The organism is Rheinheimera sp. NSM, from assembly GCF_052380015.1.
GTDB lineage: Bacteria > Pseudomonadota > Gammaproteobacteria > Enterobacterales > Alteromonadaceae > Alishewanella.
In genome coordinates, this window is sequence record NZ_JBQTCI010000001.1 from 194114 (window position 1) to 208554 (window position 14441).

The window sequence follows — 14441 nt, forward strand, 5'->3', positions numbered from 1 at the left end:
TAAATTAAGCGACAGCCTTACTATAAAGCACAAGCGCAAGCCTGGCAAAACGGCGGACAAGTTATTTATGGGCACTTCGTTACAGCAGCAGTTTGAGCAGCTCAGTACGCTATTGCAGCAGTACCGCCACTATTGGCAACTGCTGCCGTTTAGCTGCGACAGCCTGCCATGGCCGGATAAAAAGCTGCAACAATGCCTGCTGGCGTTAGATGAGCAACAAATAAAGCAGATTGATAGCAGCGGTGCACTACAGCAGCAGTATTTCGCTGAATTTTTTCCGGCTTTATTTGCCTTGCCTGAGTTAACTGCAATGCCGGACAGCGAAGCGCTGGTGCCGTTACCGTTTTGGCTGGCCAATGGCATTGGCGGACGTAAATTGCAGCAAATTGATGCGCTGTGCCGGCAATGGCCGGACAGTGCCTTACCGGTGCTGGAGTGGTGTGCCGGTAAAGGCCATTTAGGCCGCATTTTAGTGCATCGCTTCGGCCAGCCGGTAACCAGTGTAGAATGGCAACAACAGCTGTGTGATGACGGCAGCGCCCTGGCGGCAAAGTATCAGCTGGCGCAGCAGTTTGTTTGCGCCGATGTATTGGCCGCACCGCTAACTGCGGTGTTGCAACCGCAGCAGCATATAGTGGCGCTGCACGCCTGCGGCCAATTGCATATTACTATGCTGCAGCAGGCTGTACAGGCCGGTTGTCAGCAATTACACCTGGTGCCCTGCTGCTATCATTTGATCCCGCAAGCGCAGTATCAGCCGCTGTCGGACGCGGGGGCAAAGCTGGATTTGCACCTGAGTAAAGATGATTTAAAACTGGTGGTGCAGGGCCAGGTTACTGCCGGTGAACGGGTTGAGAAGCTGCGTGGTACTGAAGTGCTGTGGCGGCTGGCTTATGATGAACTGCGTGCAGAGCTTAGCGGACAGCCGCATTACCGGCCGCTGGCGTCGGTGGCTAAACACTGGTTTAGCGCAGACTTTGCCGCTTTTGCACACTGGGCCGCTGCGCAGCATCAGCTAACCTTGCCGGCGCTGGTGAATTGGCCGCATTACCTGCAGCGCGCGACACAGCGGGCGGCGTTGGTGCAGCGCATTGAACTGGTGCGGCATTTGTTTCGCCGGCCGCTGGAATTGTGGTTGGCGTTAGATAAAGCGCTGTACTTACAACAGCATGGCTATCAGGTTAGTATCAGTGAGTTTTGTCAGTATCAGGTTACGCCGCGCAACTTGCTGCTGCGGGCGTCAAAACAGCCTTAGTGTTTAGCCGGCAGTTCCTGGCGCGAGCTGATACGCTGAAAGGCTGCTAAGTCAAATACCGGCAGAATAGCAAACAGCTTATCAAAAATATCCGCTTGTATGGCTTCGTAATTCAGCCAGTTTTTGTCGGCACTGAAACAGTAGATCTCAACCGGTAAGCCCACTTCGGTTGATTGCAGCTGGCGCACCATTAATGTCATCTGTTGGTTAATTTTTTCGTGCCGGCGCAATACCCACTGCACATAAAACCGAAATAATGCAATATTGGTTACGTCGTCACTGGCCAGCAGATCCAGCACATCCTGCTGCTGAAAAAAGGTTTGCAGGCGGCGTCTTTGCTGCAATTGCTCCAACTCGTCTGCTTTAATAAAACGGATAGTGCCGATATCAATATTGATGGCTCTTTTAATGCGCCGGCCACCGGATTGCTGCATGCCGCGCCAGTTTTTAAACGAGTCAGAAATCAATGCATAGGTAGGAATAGTGGTAATGGTATTGTCCCAGTTACGCACCTTTACTGTGGTCAGGGCAATTTCCAGCACATCACCGTCGGCACCGTATTTAGGCATTTCTATCCAGTCGCCGACATTCACCATATTGTTTACGGCAATCTGGATGCTGGCGACAAAGCCGAGAATGGCGTCTTTAAACACCAGCAACAACACCGCGGTTAACGCACCCAGGCCGCTTAGCAGCAGGGTAGGTGATCGGTCCAGCGCTGTACTGATAATAAGAATACTGAATACAATAAAAGTAAGCAGTTTCAACAGCTGCGAAATACCCTGGTACGGAATGGTAGGATTAGGCGCCAGATAAGCATAGCCTTTAGCGATCAGGGTAATGGCGGCGGAGATTGCCAGGCCAATAAACAGGTACAGGTAGAGCCAGACTATAATGCCAAGCACAACGGCAAAATGTTCCGCCTGATTAAACAGCAACGGCGACACGGCCTGCAACACCAGCGCCGGCACCAAATGCGCCATATGGCTGGCTAACTTGCGCCGCTCGCGGGCTGTTTCATCGGTAAGGCGGCCGTCCAGTTTATCCAATACCTGCGCCAGCACCGGCCGCAGCCAAGCGCGGCTGAGCAGGAAGCACACTGTCACCACCGCAATTGCCAGCAACATATTGCAGCCCAGCAGAAACACGGCATGCCATTGCTGCGGCAATTGCAGCACCTGCGCCAATTGCGTCAGGACGTCGGTTAACATGGCAATTGCTCCGTACTGCGATCCGGGGTGTCTGTCTGAAGGTAATGCAGCAACTTACGGTCTTTTTGCAGCCAGCGCTGGTTCAGCCACTGCTGAAATTGCTCACGAAACTGCTCGTCATTAAAATAATCACCGATAACCTGTTGGTCTACCGGCAGCACCTCTATCTGCACCACCACCCGTTTCAACTTACCCATTAACATATCCATGGCAACATGCTGTGGGTTGTCCGGGTACAGCAGGGTGAAATCTAAAATGGCATTAAACTGCTCGCCCATACTGGCCAGTGTAAAGGCGATGCCGCCGGCCTTGGGGGGCAGCAGGTACTGAAACGGGCTCTGCTTCTGTACTTTTTTATCTGCCGTAAAGCGGGTGCCTTCAACAAAATTAATAATGGTGGTGGGCACGGTTTTAAATTTCTGACACGATAAGCGGGTGGTTTCTATATCTTTGCCTTTCAACTCCGGCCGTTTGGCCAGTACCGCCGGGCTGTAGCGTTTCATAAAGGGCATATCTAATGCCCAACAGCCGGTGCCTAAAAACGGCAGCCATTTTAACTCGTCTTTTAAAAAGAACTTCGGCTCGGGAATGCGGCTGTGCGCTACTGTGCTGACAATGGGAATATCCAGCCAGCTTTTATGGTTGGAGATCAGCAGGTACCAGCTGTGTTTATCCAGGCTTTGCGCACCGCTTACTTGCCAGTCTACCTGATTAAACAGGTTGATTAGGGCGGTGTTTACCGCGGTCCAGCCGCGATAGCAGCCTTTACCGGCATAGGCCAGCAAACGGTGGGCAGCGCTGAACGGCAGCAGCAGTTTCAGCAGCCCCAGCGGCGTAACCAGCAAGCCCCACAGGGCCAGATTTAACGCAAACAAACTAAAACTGAACGGCAATAACAACCAACCGGGTAGAAAATGTAACATTACTGCTTAACTCCCTGCTGCAACAACGCCAGTTGTTGATCTTTTTGCTGCCACAGCTGGTTTATCCACTGTTGGAAGCGCTCGCGATATTGTGCATCGTTGTAATCACCCAACAGCTCGGGGGTAATCGGCAATACGTTAATCTGTACTGTTATATCACGAACTTTTCCGGAGATATAATCCCAAAAACTGGGGATGCCTTGCGGATAGTGAATGGTAATATCCAGAATTTTATGCAGTTGTTCGCCCATGGCGCCCAGCACAAAAGCTGCGCCGCCGGCTTTGGGCTTTAGCAAATGCGCAAAGGGTGATTGCTGTAGTTTGTGTTTTTCTGCGGTAAACCGGGTGCCTTCAACGAAATTCATAATGGCTGCCGGTTTAAAGCGGAATTTGCGACAGGCTTTGCGTGTGGTTTCGATATCTTTGCCCTGCAGCTGCGGATTACGCTGTAATAAGGCTTTGCTGTAGCGCTTCATAAAAGGAAAATCCAGCGCCCACCAGCACAGGCCTAAAAACGGTACGTAAATCAGCTCCTTTTTTAAAAAGAACTTAATAAACGGAATTTTGCGGTTAAACACATTTTGCAGCACCAGAATATCGGCCCAGGACTGATGATTGGCCAGCACCAAATACCAGTCTTTGCGTGACAGTTTTTCCAACCCCGCCACATGCCAGCGGATACGGGTAAATAAGCGGGTGGTAAAGTTATTCACGCTGATCCAGGACACAGCACAGGCGTCGAGCAAATAGGTCATCCAGCTTTGCCAACGCGTCACCGGTGGTAGCTTCAAAATAGCTAACAGCATTACCGGCACAAACCAGAACAGTGTATTAACGATATACAACAGCAGAGAGAGTGCACCGGTTAACGGGCGGGGCAAAAAATGCAACATAATAAGTACCTGATATCTGTTACCGGTGTTGTTAGCGGCCGGCAAAAATAATAACAGCAGGCGAGCCTGCTGTTAACACATCCGATCAGCTACCAGTTTACCTTAATCTTCGAAATAGGTGTAACCATAAACGCCGGCTTTCAGTTCATCCAGCATGTCGTCTTTTTTGCTGTCGGTCATCTCTAACTTTGCCAGCTGCCGCGTGTAAGAGGCAATCAGTTTTTTCGCATCAAACTGCACGTAGCGCAGCACATCGGCTACCGTATCGCCTTTAATAATGTTGGTGAGCTTGTAGCTGCCGTCATCAGTCAGTTCCACATGCACCGAGTCGGTATCGCCGAACAGGTTATGCAGGTCGCCGAGAATTTCCTGGTAAGCACCCACCATAAACATGCCCAGCAGGTATTGCTCATCTTCTTTATACAGCGGCAGTGGTAAGCTGGACTCAATACCATTGCCGTCAGCATAGCTTTTCAGCTGGCCGTCGGAGTCACAGGTAATGTCCTGAATAATGGCGCGATGGTTCAATGGTTCGTTCATCCGTTCCAGCGGCATCACCGGAAACAGCTGGTCAATACCCCAGGCATCCGGCATGGACTGAAACAGCGAGAAATTAACAAACAATTTATCGGCCAGCTTTTCATTCAGCTCATCGTGAATAGCGCGGTGTGACCGGGCGGATAAATCCAGATTGGCTTTTACGCGGTTAATGGTGGCAAAGTAAATTTGCTCCAATAACGACCAGTCCTGTAACGTCAGCAAACCATGCACATACTGGGCATGCGCGTCGGTAAAATAATGCACCGCATCGTGGTAGGCTTCAACCGCAGTGCGCGGTGTAACATTCTGGTACGCTTCCCACAGGCCGAGGATAACGGTGGGGGAGTCTTCACCGGGTTCCGGTAAATTTACCAGGCCTGGCGCGCGTTCAATATCAATCGCATCGGTTACCAGCACGGCGTGGTGGGCTGTCATGGCACGGCCGGACTCGGTAATAATGTTCGGGTGCGGTAAATCGTACTCGTCGCACACTTCTTTTAAACCGTTGACCACGTTACGGGCGTACTCGTACATGGTGTAGTTCATCGAGCAGGCTGAGCGTGATTTTGAGCCTTCGTAATCCACACCTAAACCACCGCCGACATCAACGGTAGTAATAGGCACGCCTAAGGTACGCAGCTCGGCGTAGTGGCGGGCACATTCGCGAATAGCGTTATGAATATCGCGGATATTGGCAATTTGCGAGCCGATATGAAAGTGCACCAGTTGCAACAGCTCAAGCTTGCCGGCCTCGCGCAATATATCAATGGCTTGCAACACCTGGGTAGCGGTTAAACCAAACTTGCCTTTCTCGCCGCCGGTGTTTTGCCACTTACCTTTACCCACAGAGTTCAAGCGGATGCGGATACCAATGCGTGGCGCAGTGCCTAAGTTATCAATTTCACGCAGCAGGGTTTTTAGCTCAGACAGTTTTTCTACTACCACATAAACCGTATGGCCCATCATCTGGCCGATAGTGGCCAGGCGCAAAAACTCGCTGTCTTTATAACCGTTACAGACTATTTGCAGCGGCTGGTCGGTAACACCCAAAATGGCCATCAGCTCCGGTTTACTACCGGCTTCCAGGCCCACTTTGCCGCTGTCGTGGCTAATCAGCCGTTTTACCACCGAGAATTGCTGGTTTACTTTAATCGGGTAAACCGCGGTGTACTGGCCCTGATAATCTTTTTCTGCCTTGGCCCGCTGGAACGACTTAATCAGTGTATCAACGCGGTGCTGCAGAATATCAGTAAAGCGTACCAGCACCGGCAGGGTTAAGCCTTCGTCTTTAAAACGTGCAGTAAGCTCAGGAAAACTGATGCCTGGTTTACTGTGGTCCTGATCCGGATAAGCCACCAGATCACCGTCAGTATTGACATCAAAATACCCTTCACTCCACACTGCTACGTTATAGATAGAGCGTGCTTTTTCAGTACCCCAGTCGGCCATTGTCGTTCCTTTAAAATTAAGATGTGCATAGTTTAAAGCCAATGCTGTAAAGCTGCAGCAAAAAACGTCGAAATATTTGTCCTTAGCGGCGCAAGAGGGCAAAATATGCGGCTAATTTGTTTTGAGGGTAATACTATGTCTGGCGACAACAATTGGTTCACTGAAATTTTCGCTCCCAGCGGCAGCGCCTTTGGCCTGGCCATCAGCAAAAAACTGGATGAAGTGCAGTCGCCATTCCAGCATATCGAAATGTTTGAAACCACTCACTTTGGTAACCTGATGGTAATTGACGGCGTTATTATGCTTAGCAGCCGTGACAATTTCCTCTACCATGAAATGCTTAGCCACCCGGTGCTGTTTACCCACGCCAACCCGAAAAACGTGGTCATTATCGGCGGCGGTGACTGCGGTACCCTGCGTGAAGTGTTAAAGCATCCCGGCGTAGAAAGCGTGACGCAAATTGATATTGATGAGCAAGTGACGCGGATGGCAGAAAAGTACTTCCCGGAGCTGTGTGCCTCGAACAATGACTCGCGCGCTACGTTGAAGTTTGATGACGGCATTAAGTTTATGCGTGAAGCCGCACCGGAGTCGGTTGACGTAATCATCGTGGACTCCACTGATCCTATCGGCCCGGGCGAAGGCTTATTTAACCGTGCGTTTTATGACAGCTGCCGTAAGGCGCTGCGCCATGGCGGTATTTTAGTGCAACAAAGTGAGTCACCGCTGATCCATATGCCACTGCTCAAAGACATGCGCGGCGCTATGCTGGATGCCGGCTTTGATGCCTTGCAAACGCTGTTGTTCCCGCAAATGGTGTATCCGTCCGGTTGGTGGACCTGTACCCTGGCGCGTAAAGGCGCAGCATTTAACGGTTTCCGTGAAGCAGATGCCGCCGCCGCGCCATTCAGTACAGAATATTACAATGTTGATGTGCATAAAGCCGCCTCTGCCTGGCCAAATTTTATGAAAAAGGCGTTATTAGTTTAAATTTGCCGGACAGCTTTATCAGCCTGATGAAACTGCTACACTAAATTCAGGCTGAACAGAGAAATAAATTGCTAAGCCAGCTTGCGTATTTGGCAAGCTTTCTGTACATTTATTGCTCATATGTGGGGTGGAAAATCATGAAATACTGTTACTTGTTGTTTTTAGGTGCATTTTCCGCACAAGCTGCGGTGTACAAATGTGAGCAGAACGGCGTAGTTGAGTTTAGCCAGTTTCCCTGTGCTGATGAAGCCGAGCAGGTAGACATGCGACCACTCGGTACCGCGATGATCGGCACCCGCAGCGAATTTAAACAACAGGTAGATGCACTGAAACGTCAGGGCCGTTTTGTTGAGTTCCAAATCAGCAAACTGGAGCAGGAAAAACAACAGCAGCTGGATTTACTCAAGTCAGATTTGTACAAGTTACGCCGCAGTTATCCTAAAGCAGAAGAACTGGCTACTTTGCAGCAACGGATTGATAGACTGGAGCAGCAGTACGACGACAAAATTAAAGCTGAGCGCAGTAACCTTGCCAACCTGAAGTTAAAAACCGGTAACCTTGAACGGCAATACGCACAAAACTAAGTATCCCTTTCGACAAAAAAGCCCCGCATAGCGGGGCTTTTTTGTTTCTGTATTGGTTCAAAACAAGCATAAATTTATCATCATGATAAATTTATGCTTGTGATGTTAATTTTTGGCTATTTGTGCTACACCTTGATTGCTGCTTAAGCAGTTGATGACAATACAAATAACAAAAAGGATGCATATGAAAACGTCATTTAAATACTCACTTTGTGCGCTGGCGGTAAGTTCTCTGGGTTATAGCAATGTCACCTTAGCTCAGCAGAGCGAGGAGCAAACTGCGCAGGTTGAACGGATTGAAGTTACCGGTTCACGTATTAAACGCAATGATTTGGAAGGAGCTTCTCCGATCCAGTCCATAGGGCGGGTGGAGATAGACCGCTCGGGCTTTCAGAATTTACAACAAATATTGGAACGTCTGCCGGTAACAGGCAGCGGTACCTTTTCTACCCGAAATAATAGCCAGGATTCAAGTGCCAACGGCACGGCTGCCGTAAGTTTACGCGGGCTTGGTCCTGATGCAACTTTAGTGCTTATTAACGGCCGTCGTGTGGGTATCAGTGCTTTTGCTGAAGGTATTACTAACTCTTTCGTAGATTTAAACAGTATTCCCGTTTCAGCGATTGAGCGGGTGGATATTCTGAAAGACGGTGCTTCAGCGATCTATGGTTCTGATGCGGTTGCTGGTGTGGTTAACGTAGTGTTAAAGAAGAATTTTGATGGTACTGAACTAAATGCCAGCACAGGTCGTACAGGTGACAGTAGTTATGACGAGCATCACGTTAGCTTGTTGTGGGGCAGCAGTACAAGCAGCTCTAATGCTTCATTTATTCTCGATTACTTTAAAAATAGCCGTTTAGGTAACGATGAAATGGGGCGTTTTGGTACTTCTAATCAAGAGCCTTACGGCGGATTAGACTTCCGTTCATCCCGTGGTTTCCCCGGCTATTTCTATGTTAATGGTGTAAAAACAGTGGACCCTGCCTGTCCTGCCGATCAATTGATAGCGTCAGCACAGGTTTGTGTATACGACTACGGTCCGGACAGTATTACTATCCCGGCAGCAGAGCGTGTCGGCGCCATATTCCAGTTTGATAAAACGTTTAAAAATGATGTTAACGCATTTTTCGAGTTTTCATTTCAACACAATACCTCAGAAGCGGGCGGCGCAGCGACACCACTGGATGAGTCTGCCGGCTTAACGGTACCGGGAACTCATCCGAATAATCCCTTTGGTCAGGATATCGAGATTGGTCGCTTCCGTCCGGTAGATGGTGGGCCAAGACGTTGGGATATCGAGTCCAATACCATGCGCTTACTTGCCGGGCTTAAGGGTGAAATTAATAATTGGGATTGGGAGTTGGCGGCTCAGAAGGCACGGAGCCAATCATTACAAACCGGCGGCCGTGGTCAGGGTTGGGTACGGGTTGATTATCTGCAACGTGAAATCAATAACGGCCGGTACAATCCTTTTGGTGGCGTGTTGAACCCTCAAGATGTCATTGATGACATCAGTACCAGCTTGGTACGGCGTGGTGAGTCCCGCATGACATCAGCAGATTTCAGTATCAGCGGCGAAGCTTTTACTCTTGCTGAGCGCACTGTGCTAATGGCGTCAGGTATTGAGTATCGTAAAGAGCAGGTTTCAGATATTCCGGATGAGCAGTTTCAACGTGGGCTTATTTTTGGCACTGAAGCTGTGTCAGCATCGGCAGACCGCAGTCAATGGGCGGCCTATGTTGAATTTGCCGTGCCGCTGTTAGATCAACTCGAAATGCAGTTGGCCGGCCGTTATGACGACTACAGCGATTTTGGCAGTACTTTTAATCCGAAAGTAGCTTTTCGTTACACCCTAACTGATGATGTCACAGTGCGCGCTTCATGGGCGCAAGGGTTCAGGGCGCCGTCTCTGGCGCAGATTGGTTTGGGTCCGTCAGAATCATCTATTTTCTTTATCGATACTTATCGTTGTCAGGCGACCGGTGCTGATTGCGGCGTTCTTGACTATAACGTGTCTTTTAGTGGTAATCCGGATTTAGATGCTGAAGAGACGGAATCCTGGAATATAGGTGTGTTTTATGCGTCTGATTCAGGCTTTGATATTGGCTTTGATGTATGGAGTATTACCCAAGATAACAAAATTGATATCTCTTTTGAGGAGGCCTATCAAGCGGAATGTAACAACCAGAATTCAACGGTATGTCGCCGTCTGCCTCCGGTGGCTGGTCAGAGCTTGGGTGTGCTTGAACAGCTTGATGGCAGCTTACGTAACGTCAGCTCACAGGATGTTGCCGGCATAGACTTATCAACACATTACCGTTTGGATGCAAACGAATATGGTGCGTTAAAGTTTGGCTTAGAATGGACTTACACGCAGAAATTTGAGAAAGACAGGCGCAATTATCTGGGCGAGTATCAGTACCCGGAACATCGTTGGGTCGCGTCAGCTGATTGGTCGTTGAACAATTTTGGTGCCAGCCTGATTTTCAGTTATATCGGCGAGTTTGAAGATACACCAGATATTGATTTTGACGGCAATCTGGATTTCGATCAAAACACCAGCCGTACCGTAAAAGCGCATGTGTTGACGGATTTACAAGGTTATTACGACGTAAATGCCAACTTGAGATTAACTCTGGGTATCAACAACTTGCTTGATGAAGATCCGCCATTTGCCATCGGTAATGGTGATGACGACTTGTACGGTTATGTATCAAAAGTGCACAACCCCAGAGGGCGTTTTATTTATGGCAAAGTGAGTTATAAATTTTAGGTGATTAGGTGGCTTTCTATAGGCTTTCTATGAAGTTTAGTCTATTGAGTGCGCACACTATTTAAAATAGTTTTACTTTTGGAGATCTTCATGAAGATTTTTATCATTTTATTGATAATGGCACTGCCTTTGCTAGCGAGGGCAGCGGGTGATTTGCCTGATACTCGCCAAGGAGTTATATCCTTATTGGATAACGATGGGAATATTGTGGTGGAATACGTTTCTTTTGTAAATGACAATGGAACTGCGATTTTTGAGGGTGATATTGTTCTTGGTGATACAGATGTGGTTCAGCTGGGGAATACCAGTAAAAAAATTGAAACGGATGACTATACCCCACTTTCTATGTACACACCTGTTGTTGGAAGAAAATGGCCGAGTACTATTCCGTACGCCTTCAATACGGCACTCACTGAGGCCAATAGAACAGATATCCTTGGTGTGATGCGTCAATTTGAAGCGATCGCTAATATTAGATTCGTGCCTCGTTCAAATCAGCGCGATTATTTGCACTTTGAATTCACAAGTGAAAAAGGTGTGTGTGGCAGATCCTATATAGGTAAACAGGGAGGAAAGCAGAATGTTTGGTTAAAAGATTCATGTATTTATCCCAGCTCTCACGCGATTTTTCATGAAATTCTCCATGCTTTAGGATTTTTTCATGAACATACTAGACCTGATCGCGACGATTTTATCACCGTTCATTGGAACAATATTTCTTCTGAGTATCAAGTAGATTATAACAAGCTGACTGCGAATATCGCGGTAACAGGGGCATATGATTATTCATCCGTAATGCATTATAGAGGTACAAGGGACGGGAAAACAGTCCTTAGTGCGAAATCATCTTCTGCTCCCACTCTGGGAGGATATTCATTATCTCTTGGTGATATTAACGGATTAATTGAAATGTACGGGGAAACACCCAGAGTCCCTTATGTGAGTAGAGTGGCAGTGGAATGGGTTGGTTGCACTTCTGGTTGGCATGCAAGAGGACTAATGGAATGGACTAATCTAGGTAGCGGTATGCTTTATCAATTGGAAAAGAAGCAAGGTTATCATTGGTATCGCATGTATACAGGTACTTCAGCATTTTTTACAGTCGGAGAATCCGTTGGTACGACAGTGCTTTATCGGGTACGGGCAGTAAACGGCACGAATGAAGGGTCTTGGTTGAACCTGTCCCAATATGTTCCATGTAGGTCTGGACTTTGATAGTGCCATTTATTCACTACATAAGTAGTTATTAAAGAACGGGACGCCACTGCCTTAGGAGGTGGCGTATCCGTCGTAGGTTTATTCCACTATCGGCTCTATATGAATCTCTACCCGACGGTTCACCGTGCGGTTGGCCTCTGAGCTGTTTGGTACCACCGGATAGTTCGGGCCGTAACCCTGAGTTTCCAGCCGGATTGCCTGCACATTTTGTGCAACCAAATATTGTTTTACACTGTCGGCCCGCGCTTGTGACAAATTCATATTGTATTGATAAGGCCCGGTATCATCAGTATGGCCGGCAATCACTAACATGGTTTTTTCATAATCGCGCAGTACTTTGGCAATATCATTAAATACCGGGTACAGGTTAGAACGGATATCAGAGCGGTTAATATCAAAGGTTAACTGGGCCGGAATATCCAAGCGCAGCTTGTCGCCTTCACGTATCACTTTAACGCCACTGCCGCTGAGTTCTTCGTTCAGCGCCTTTTCCTGCTTGTCCATATAACTGCCAACGGCAGCGCCTGCTAATGCACCTACCGCTGCACCGATAACCAAACGCTTATCTTTGTGGTTGCCGGTTGCCTTACCGGCGATGGCACCTGCTACTGCACCAATGGCGGCGCCTTTGGTGGTGTTGGAATATTCATTGGATGCACAACCTGCAATAACCAGGCTGGCAGAAACTAAAGAAATCAGTAATGAGGAACGGCGCATAAGACACTCCGGAATGTTGGTTATTGTCAGCTTAGTTTAACCAGCTGAATTCGTGCTGAACTATAACGGCTTTAGCTTTGCTGTTTTGTTGTTTTTTTGTATATTTCTGTGTGATTTGTTCACTTTGTCAGCTTTTTTTTGTATTGTAGGCCGGTTTAGTTGCGCTCAGCACAGCTGAAGCGAATAAAAGGAATTGAATAATGAAAATAATAGCGCGCATTTTAATGGTGCTGGGCAGTGCTTGCATGATGCAACCTGTTGTAGCAGAAGTATATAAATGTACAGACAGCAGCGGTGAAGTAATATTTCAGGGCGAGCCGTGCCGTAGCGGCGATGAAGTGAAGTTAGATATCCGCTTTGCCGAGCAGCCTCAGCAAAGCGTAAATAATCTGATCGCCGGCAGTTGGTGCGAAGTGGGTACATCTGATATACCGGATGGCGTGGTGCAACAAGATACGGCTATGCGTAAAACCTGGATTTTCAGCGAGCGCCAAATGGTGCAGCACATTAGCCAGGAGCAGCGGCTGGACACCTTTAAATATCCTATCCGCCAGACGCCCGGCTCTTTTGTTATCGATCACCCGGCTTTTGGTAGTGGCCAGGTAAGCTGGCAAGTAAAAAAACTGACCGATGAGCAGCTGGTACTGGCCGCTTACGGCGGCTTTACCCATTTGTCTGCCGGCAATTGCGAAATTGCTATGGCCAGTACAAAGAATTGAATAGACATATAGACGCCTAAACTTTAAGCTGCTGACAATACCGCAGCGTACAAGGTGTGTCTATGTTGAATTCAGCTTGGCGGCGCATTGTCATTAAGGTTGGCAGTGCGCTGATTTCCCCCGATGCCAAAGGGTGTTCTACCCGTTACTTATTGGCGATTGCCCGTTTTATCAGCGAATGCCGCCAACAAGGTACCGAAGTGGTATTGGTATCATCCGGCAGTGTTGCCGCCGGCCGCTCTGCTATCGCCTTTGCCCATCAGCCGCTGCCGATCAATATCAAGCAGGCGATGGCTGCCGTGGGGCAAACGCAGATGATGGCGACCTGGAGCCATTTGTTTGATTTTCGCTGTGCGCAAATTTTACTGACGCATGATGATTTAGCCGACCGCCGGCGTTACCTGAATGTCGATAACACCTTGCGCACCTTGCTCGCCAACCAGGTGCTGCCTATCGTCAATGAAAACGACAGTGTGGCCACGGCGGAACTAAAGGTAGGCGACAACGATAACCTGGCTGCGATGGTGGCTGTGCTGGTGGATGCCGATGCACTGATTATATGCTCGGACATTGACGGCTTGTACAGTGCCAACCCCAGAAGCACACCTGACGCCCGCTTTATACCCAGAGTTGCGCAGATAGACGCCGGCATTTATGCCATGGCCGGTGGCAGCCATCATGCTATCGGTACCGGCGGTATGTTAACCAAGATTCAGGCAGCAGAAAAAGCCACTAAGCTGGGCGTCGATACGCTGATTATTAACGGCCAGAATGCTGCTGCCTTTGATGCCCTGCTGCGTGGCGAGCAGGCCGGTACCTTATTTGTCCGCCAGCAGGACCGGCTCAGCGCGAAGAAGCATTGGCTGCTTAACAGCCTGAAAAGCCAGGGCAGTATCATGCTCGACAGCGGCGCAGTGCAGGCCTTGTTACACAAAGGCGCTTCGCTGTTGGCCAGAGGCATTACCGCGGTGGATGGCCGCTTTGACAAAGGTGATGCTATTTGGCTGTGCGACAGCGGCGGTAAACAATTGGCCAAGGGCATTTGTCAGTACAGCGCGACCGAGCTGCAGTTGATCAAAGGCTTACACAGCCAGCAGATTGCTGATACGCTGGGTTTTTGCCCCAGTGAAGAAGTGGTACACCGGGATGATATTGCGCTGACAAGCTAA

General features: G+C 48.9%; 12 protein-coding genes. 7 read left to right on the top strand and 5 right to left on the bottom strand.

The genetic code is table 11. From position 1 onward, the window contains the following. Positions 1-67 precede the first annotated feature (67 nt). Positions 68-1255: a class I SAM-dependent methyltransferase gene (locus ACTZWV_RS00860; protein ID WP_444784714.1), complete on the top strand. Its 1188-nt coding sequence runs from the start codon at positions 68-70 to the stop codon at positions 1253-1255. Here ACTZWV_RS00860 and ACTZWV_RS00865 read toward each other — a convergent pair. From ACTZWV_RS00865 to speA, 4 genes are all read right to left on the bottom strand, one after another. After that, on the bottom strand, positions 1252-2466 hold the full coding sequence (locus ACTZWV_RS00865; protein ID WP_444784715.1) for a mechanosensitive ion channel family protein: 1215 nt from the start codon (positions 2464-2466) through the stop codon (positions 1252-1254). The two genes, ACTZWV_RS00860 and ACTZWV_RS00865, sit on opposite strands and share 4 nt — an antisense overlap. Continuing rightward, positions 2460-3389, bottom strand: a complete 930-nt coding sequence (locus tag ACTZWV_RS00870) for an acyltransferase (RefSeq protein WP_444784716.1) — start codon at positions 3387-3389, stop codon at positions 2460-2462. The genes ACTZWV_RS00865 and ACTZWV_RS00870 overlap by 7 nt, the downstream gene beginning before the upstream one ends. Further along, positions 3389-4282 (bottom strand): acyltransferase, encoded by an 894-nt coding sequence (locus tag ACTZWV_RS00875; protein WP_444784717.1) that lies wholly within the window; start codon positions 4280-4282, stop codon positions 3389-3391. The genes ACTZWV_RS00870 and ACTZWV_RS00875 overlap by 1 nt, the downstream gene beginning before the upstream one ends. Before the next feature lie 102 nt (positions 4283-4384). Next, entirely contained in the window at positions 4385-6271 is a 1887-nt protein-coding gene (gene speA, locus ACTZWV_RS00880) for a biosynthetic arginine decarboxylase (RefSeq protein WP_444784718.1), read from the bottom strand. Between the two features lie 135 nt (positions 6272-6406). Between speA and speE the strand changes: the two genes are divergently transcribed. The 4 genes from speE to ACTZWV_RS00900 all read left to right on the top strand — a co-directional run bounded on the left by speE (position 6407) and on the right by ACTZWV_RS00900 (position 11833). After that, the gene (gene speE, locus ACTZWV_RS00885) at positions 6407-7261 is read left to right on the top strand and encodes a polyamine aminopropyltransferase (RefSeq protein WP_444784719.1); all 855 of its coding nucleotides are present in this window, start codon (positions 6407-6409) and stop codon (positions 7259-7261) included. Between the two features lie 137 nt (positions 7262-7398). Next, complete coding sequence (locus ACTZWV_RS00890; RefSeq protein WP_444784720.1) at positions 7399-7845, top strand: DUF4124 domain-containing protein; 447 nt, start codon at positions 7399-7401, stop codon at positions 7843-7845. Between the two features lie 184 nt (positions 7846-8029). Further along, positions 8030-10618, top strand: coding sequence for a TonB-dependent receptor (locus ACTZWV_RS00895; protein ID WP_444784721.1), 2589 nt, complete (start codon positions 8030-8032; stop codon positions 10616-10618). 90 nt (positions 10619-10708) lie between these two features. Beyond that, positions 10709-11833 carry a M12 family metallopeptidase gene (locus ACTZWV_RS00900; protein WP_444784722.1) on the top strand — a complete coding sequence of 375 codons (1125 nt, stop codon included), beginning with the start codon at positions 10709-10711 and terminating at the stop codon, positions 11831-11833. 81 nt (positions 11834-11914) lie between these two features. Here the strand turns inward: ACTZWV_RS00900 and ACTZWV_RS00905 are convergent, their stop codons facing one another. Next, positions 11915-12553 (bottom strand): OmpA family protein, encoded by a 639-nt coding sequence (locus tag ACTZWV_RS00905; protein WP_444784723.1) that lies wholly within the window; start codon positions 12551-12553, stop codon positions 11915-11917. A 200-nt stretch (positions 12554-12753) separates the two neighbouring features. On the opposite strand from ACTZWV_RS00905, the gene ACTZWV_RS00910 reads away from it, so the two are divergent. Continuing rightward, positions 12754-13272, top strand: a complete 519-nt coding sequence (locus ACTZWV_RS00910) for a DUF4124 domain-containing protein (protein WP_444784724.1) — start codon at positions 12754-12756, stop codon at positions 13270-13272. Positions 13273-13334: 62 nt separating this feature from the next. Next, positions 13335-14441 carry a glutamate 5-kinase gene (proB, locus tag ACTZWV_RS00915; RefSeq protein ID WP_444784725.1) on the top strand — a complete coding sequence of 369 codons (1107 nt, stop codon included), beginning with the start codon at positions 13335-13337 and terminating at the stop codon, positions 14439-14441.

Coding starts and splice junctions, on each gene's coding strand:
- proB (WP_444784725.1), top strand. CDS start 13,335: ATGTTGAATTCAGCTTGGCGGCGCATTGTCATTAAGGTTGGCAGTGCG.
- ACTZWV_RS00895 (WP_444784721.1), top strand. CDS start 8,030: ATGAAAACGTCATTTAAATACTCACTTTGTGCGCTGGCGGTAAGTTCT.
- ACTZWV_RS00865 (WP_444784715.1), bottom strand. CDS start 2,466: ATGTTAACCGACGTCCTGACGCAATTGGCGCAGGTGCTGCAATTGCCG.
- ACTZWV_RS00905 (WP_444784723.1), bottom strand. CDS start 12,553: ATGCGCCGTTCCTCATTACTGATTTCTTTAGTTTCTGCCAGCCTGGTT.
- ACTZWV_RS00900 (WP_444784722.1), top strand. CDS start 10,709: ATGAAGATTTTTATCATTTTATTGATAATGGCACTGCCTTTGCTAGCG.
- speE (WP_444784719.1), top strand. CDS start 6,407: ATGTCTGGCGACAACAATTGGTTCACTGAAATTTTCGCTCCCAGCGGC.
- ACTZWV_RS00910 (WP_444784724.1), top strand. CDS start 12,754: ATGAAAATAATAGCGCGCATTTTAATGGTGCTGGGCAGTGCTTGCATG.
- ACTZWV_RS00860 (WP_444784714.1), top strand. CDS start 68: ATGGGCACTTCGTTACAGCAGCAGTTTGAGCAGCTCAGTACGCTATTG.
- speA (WP_444784718.1), bottom strand. CDS start 6,271: ATGGCCGACTGGGGTACTGAAAAAGCACGCTCTATCTATAACGTAGCA.
- ACTZWV_RS00875 (WP_444784717.1), bottom strand. CDS start 4,282: ATGTTGCATTTTTTGCCCCGCCCGTTAACCGGTGCACTCTCTCTGCTG.
- ACTZWV_RS00870 (WP_444784716.1), bottom strand. CDS start 3,389: ATGTTACATTTTCTACCCGGTTGGTTGTTATTGCCGTTCAGTTTTAGT.
- ACTZWV_RS00890 (WP_444784720.1), top strand. CDS start 7,399: ATGAAATACTGTTACTTGTTGTTTTTAGGTGCATTTTCCGCACAAGCT.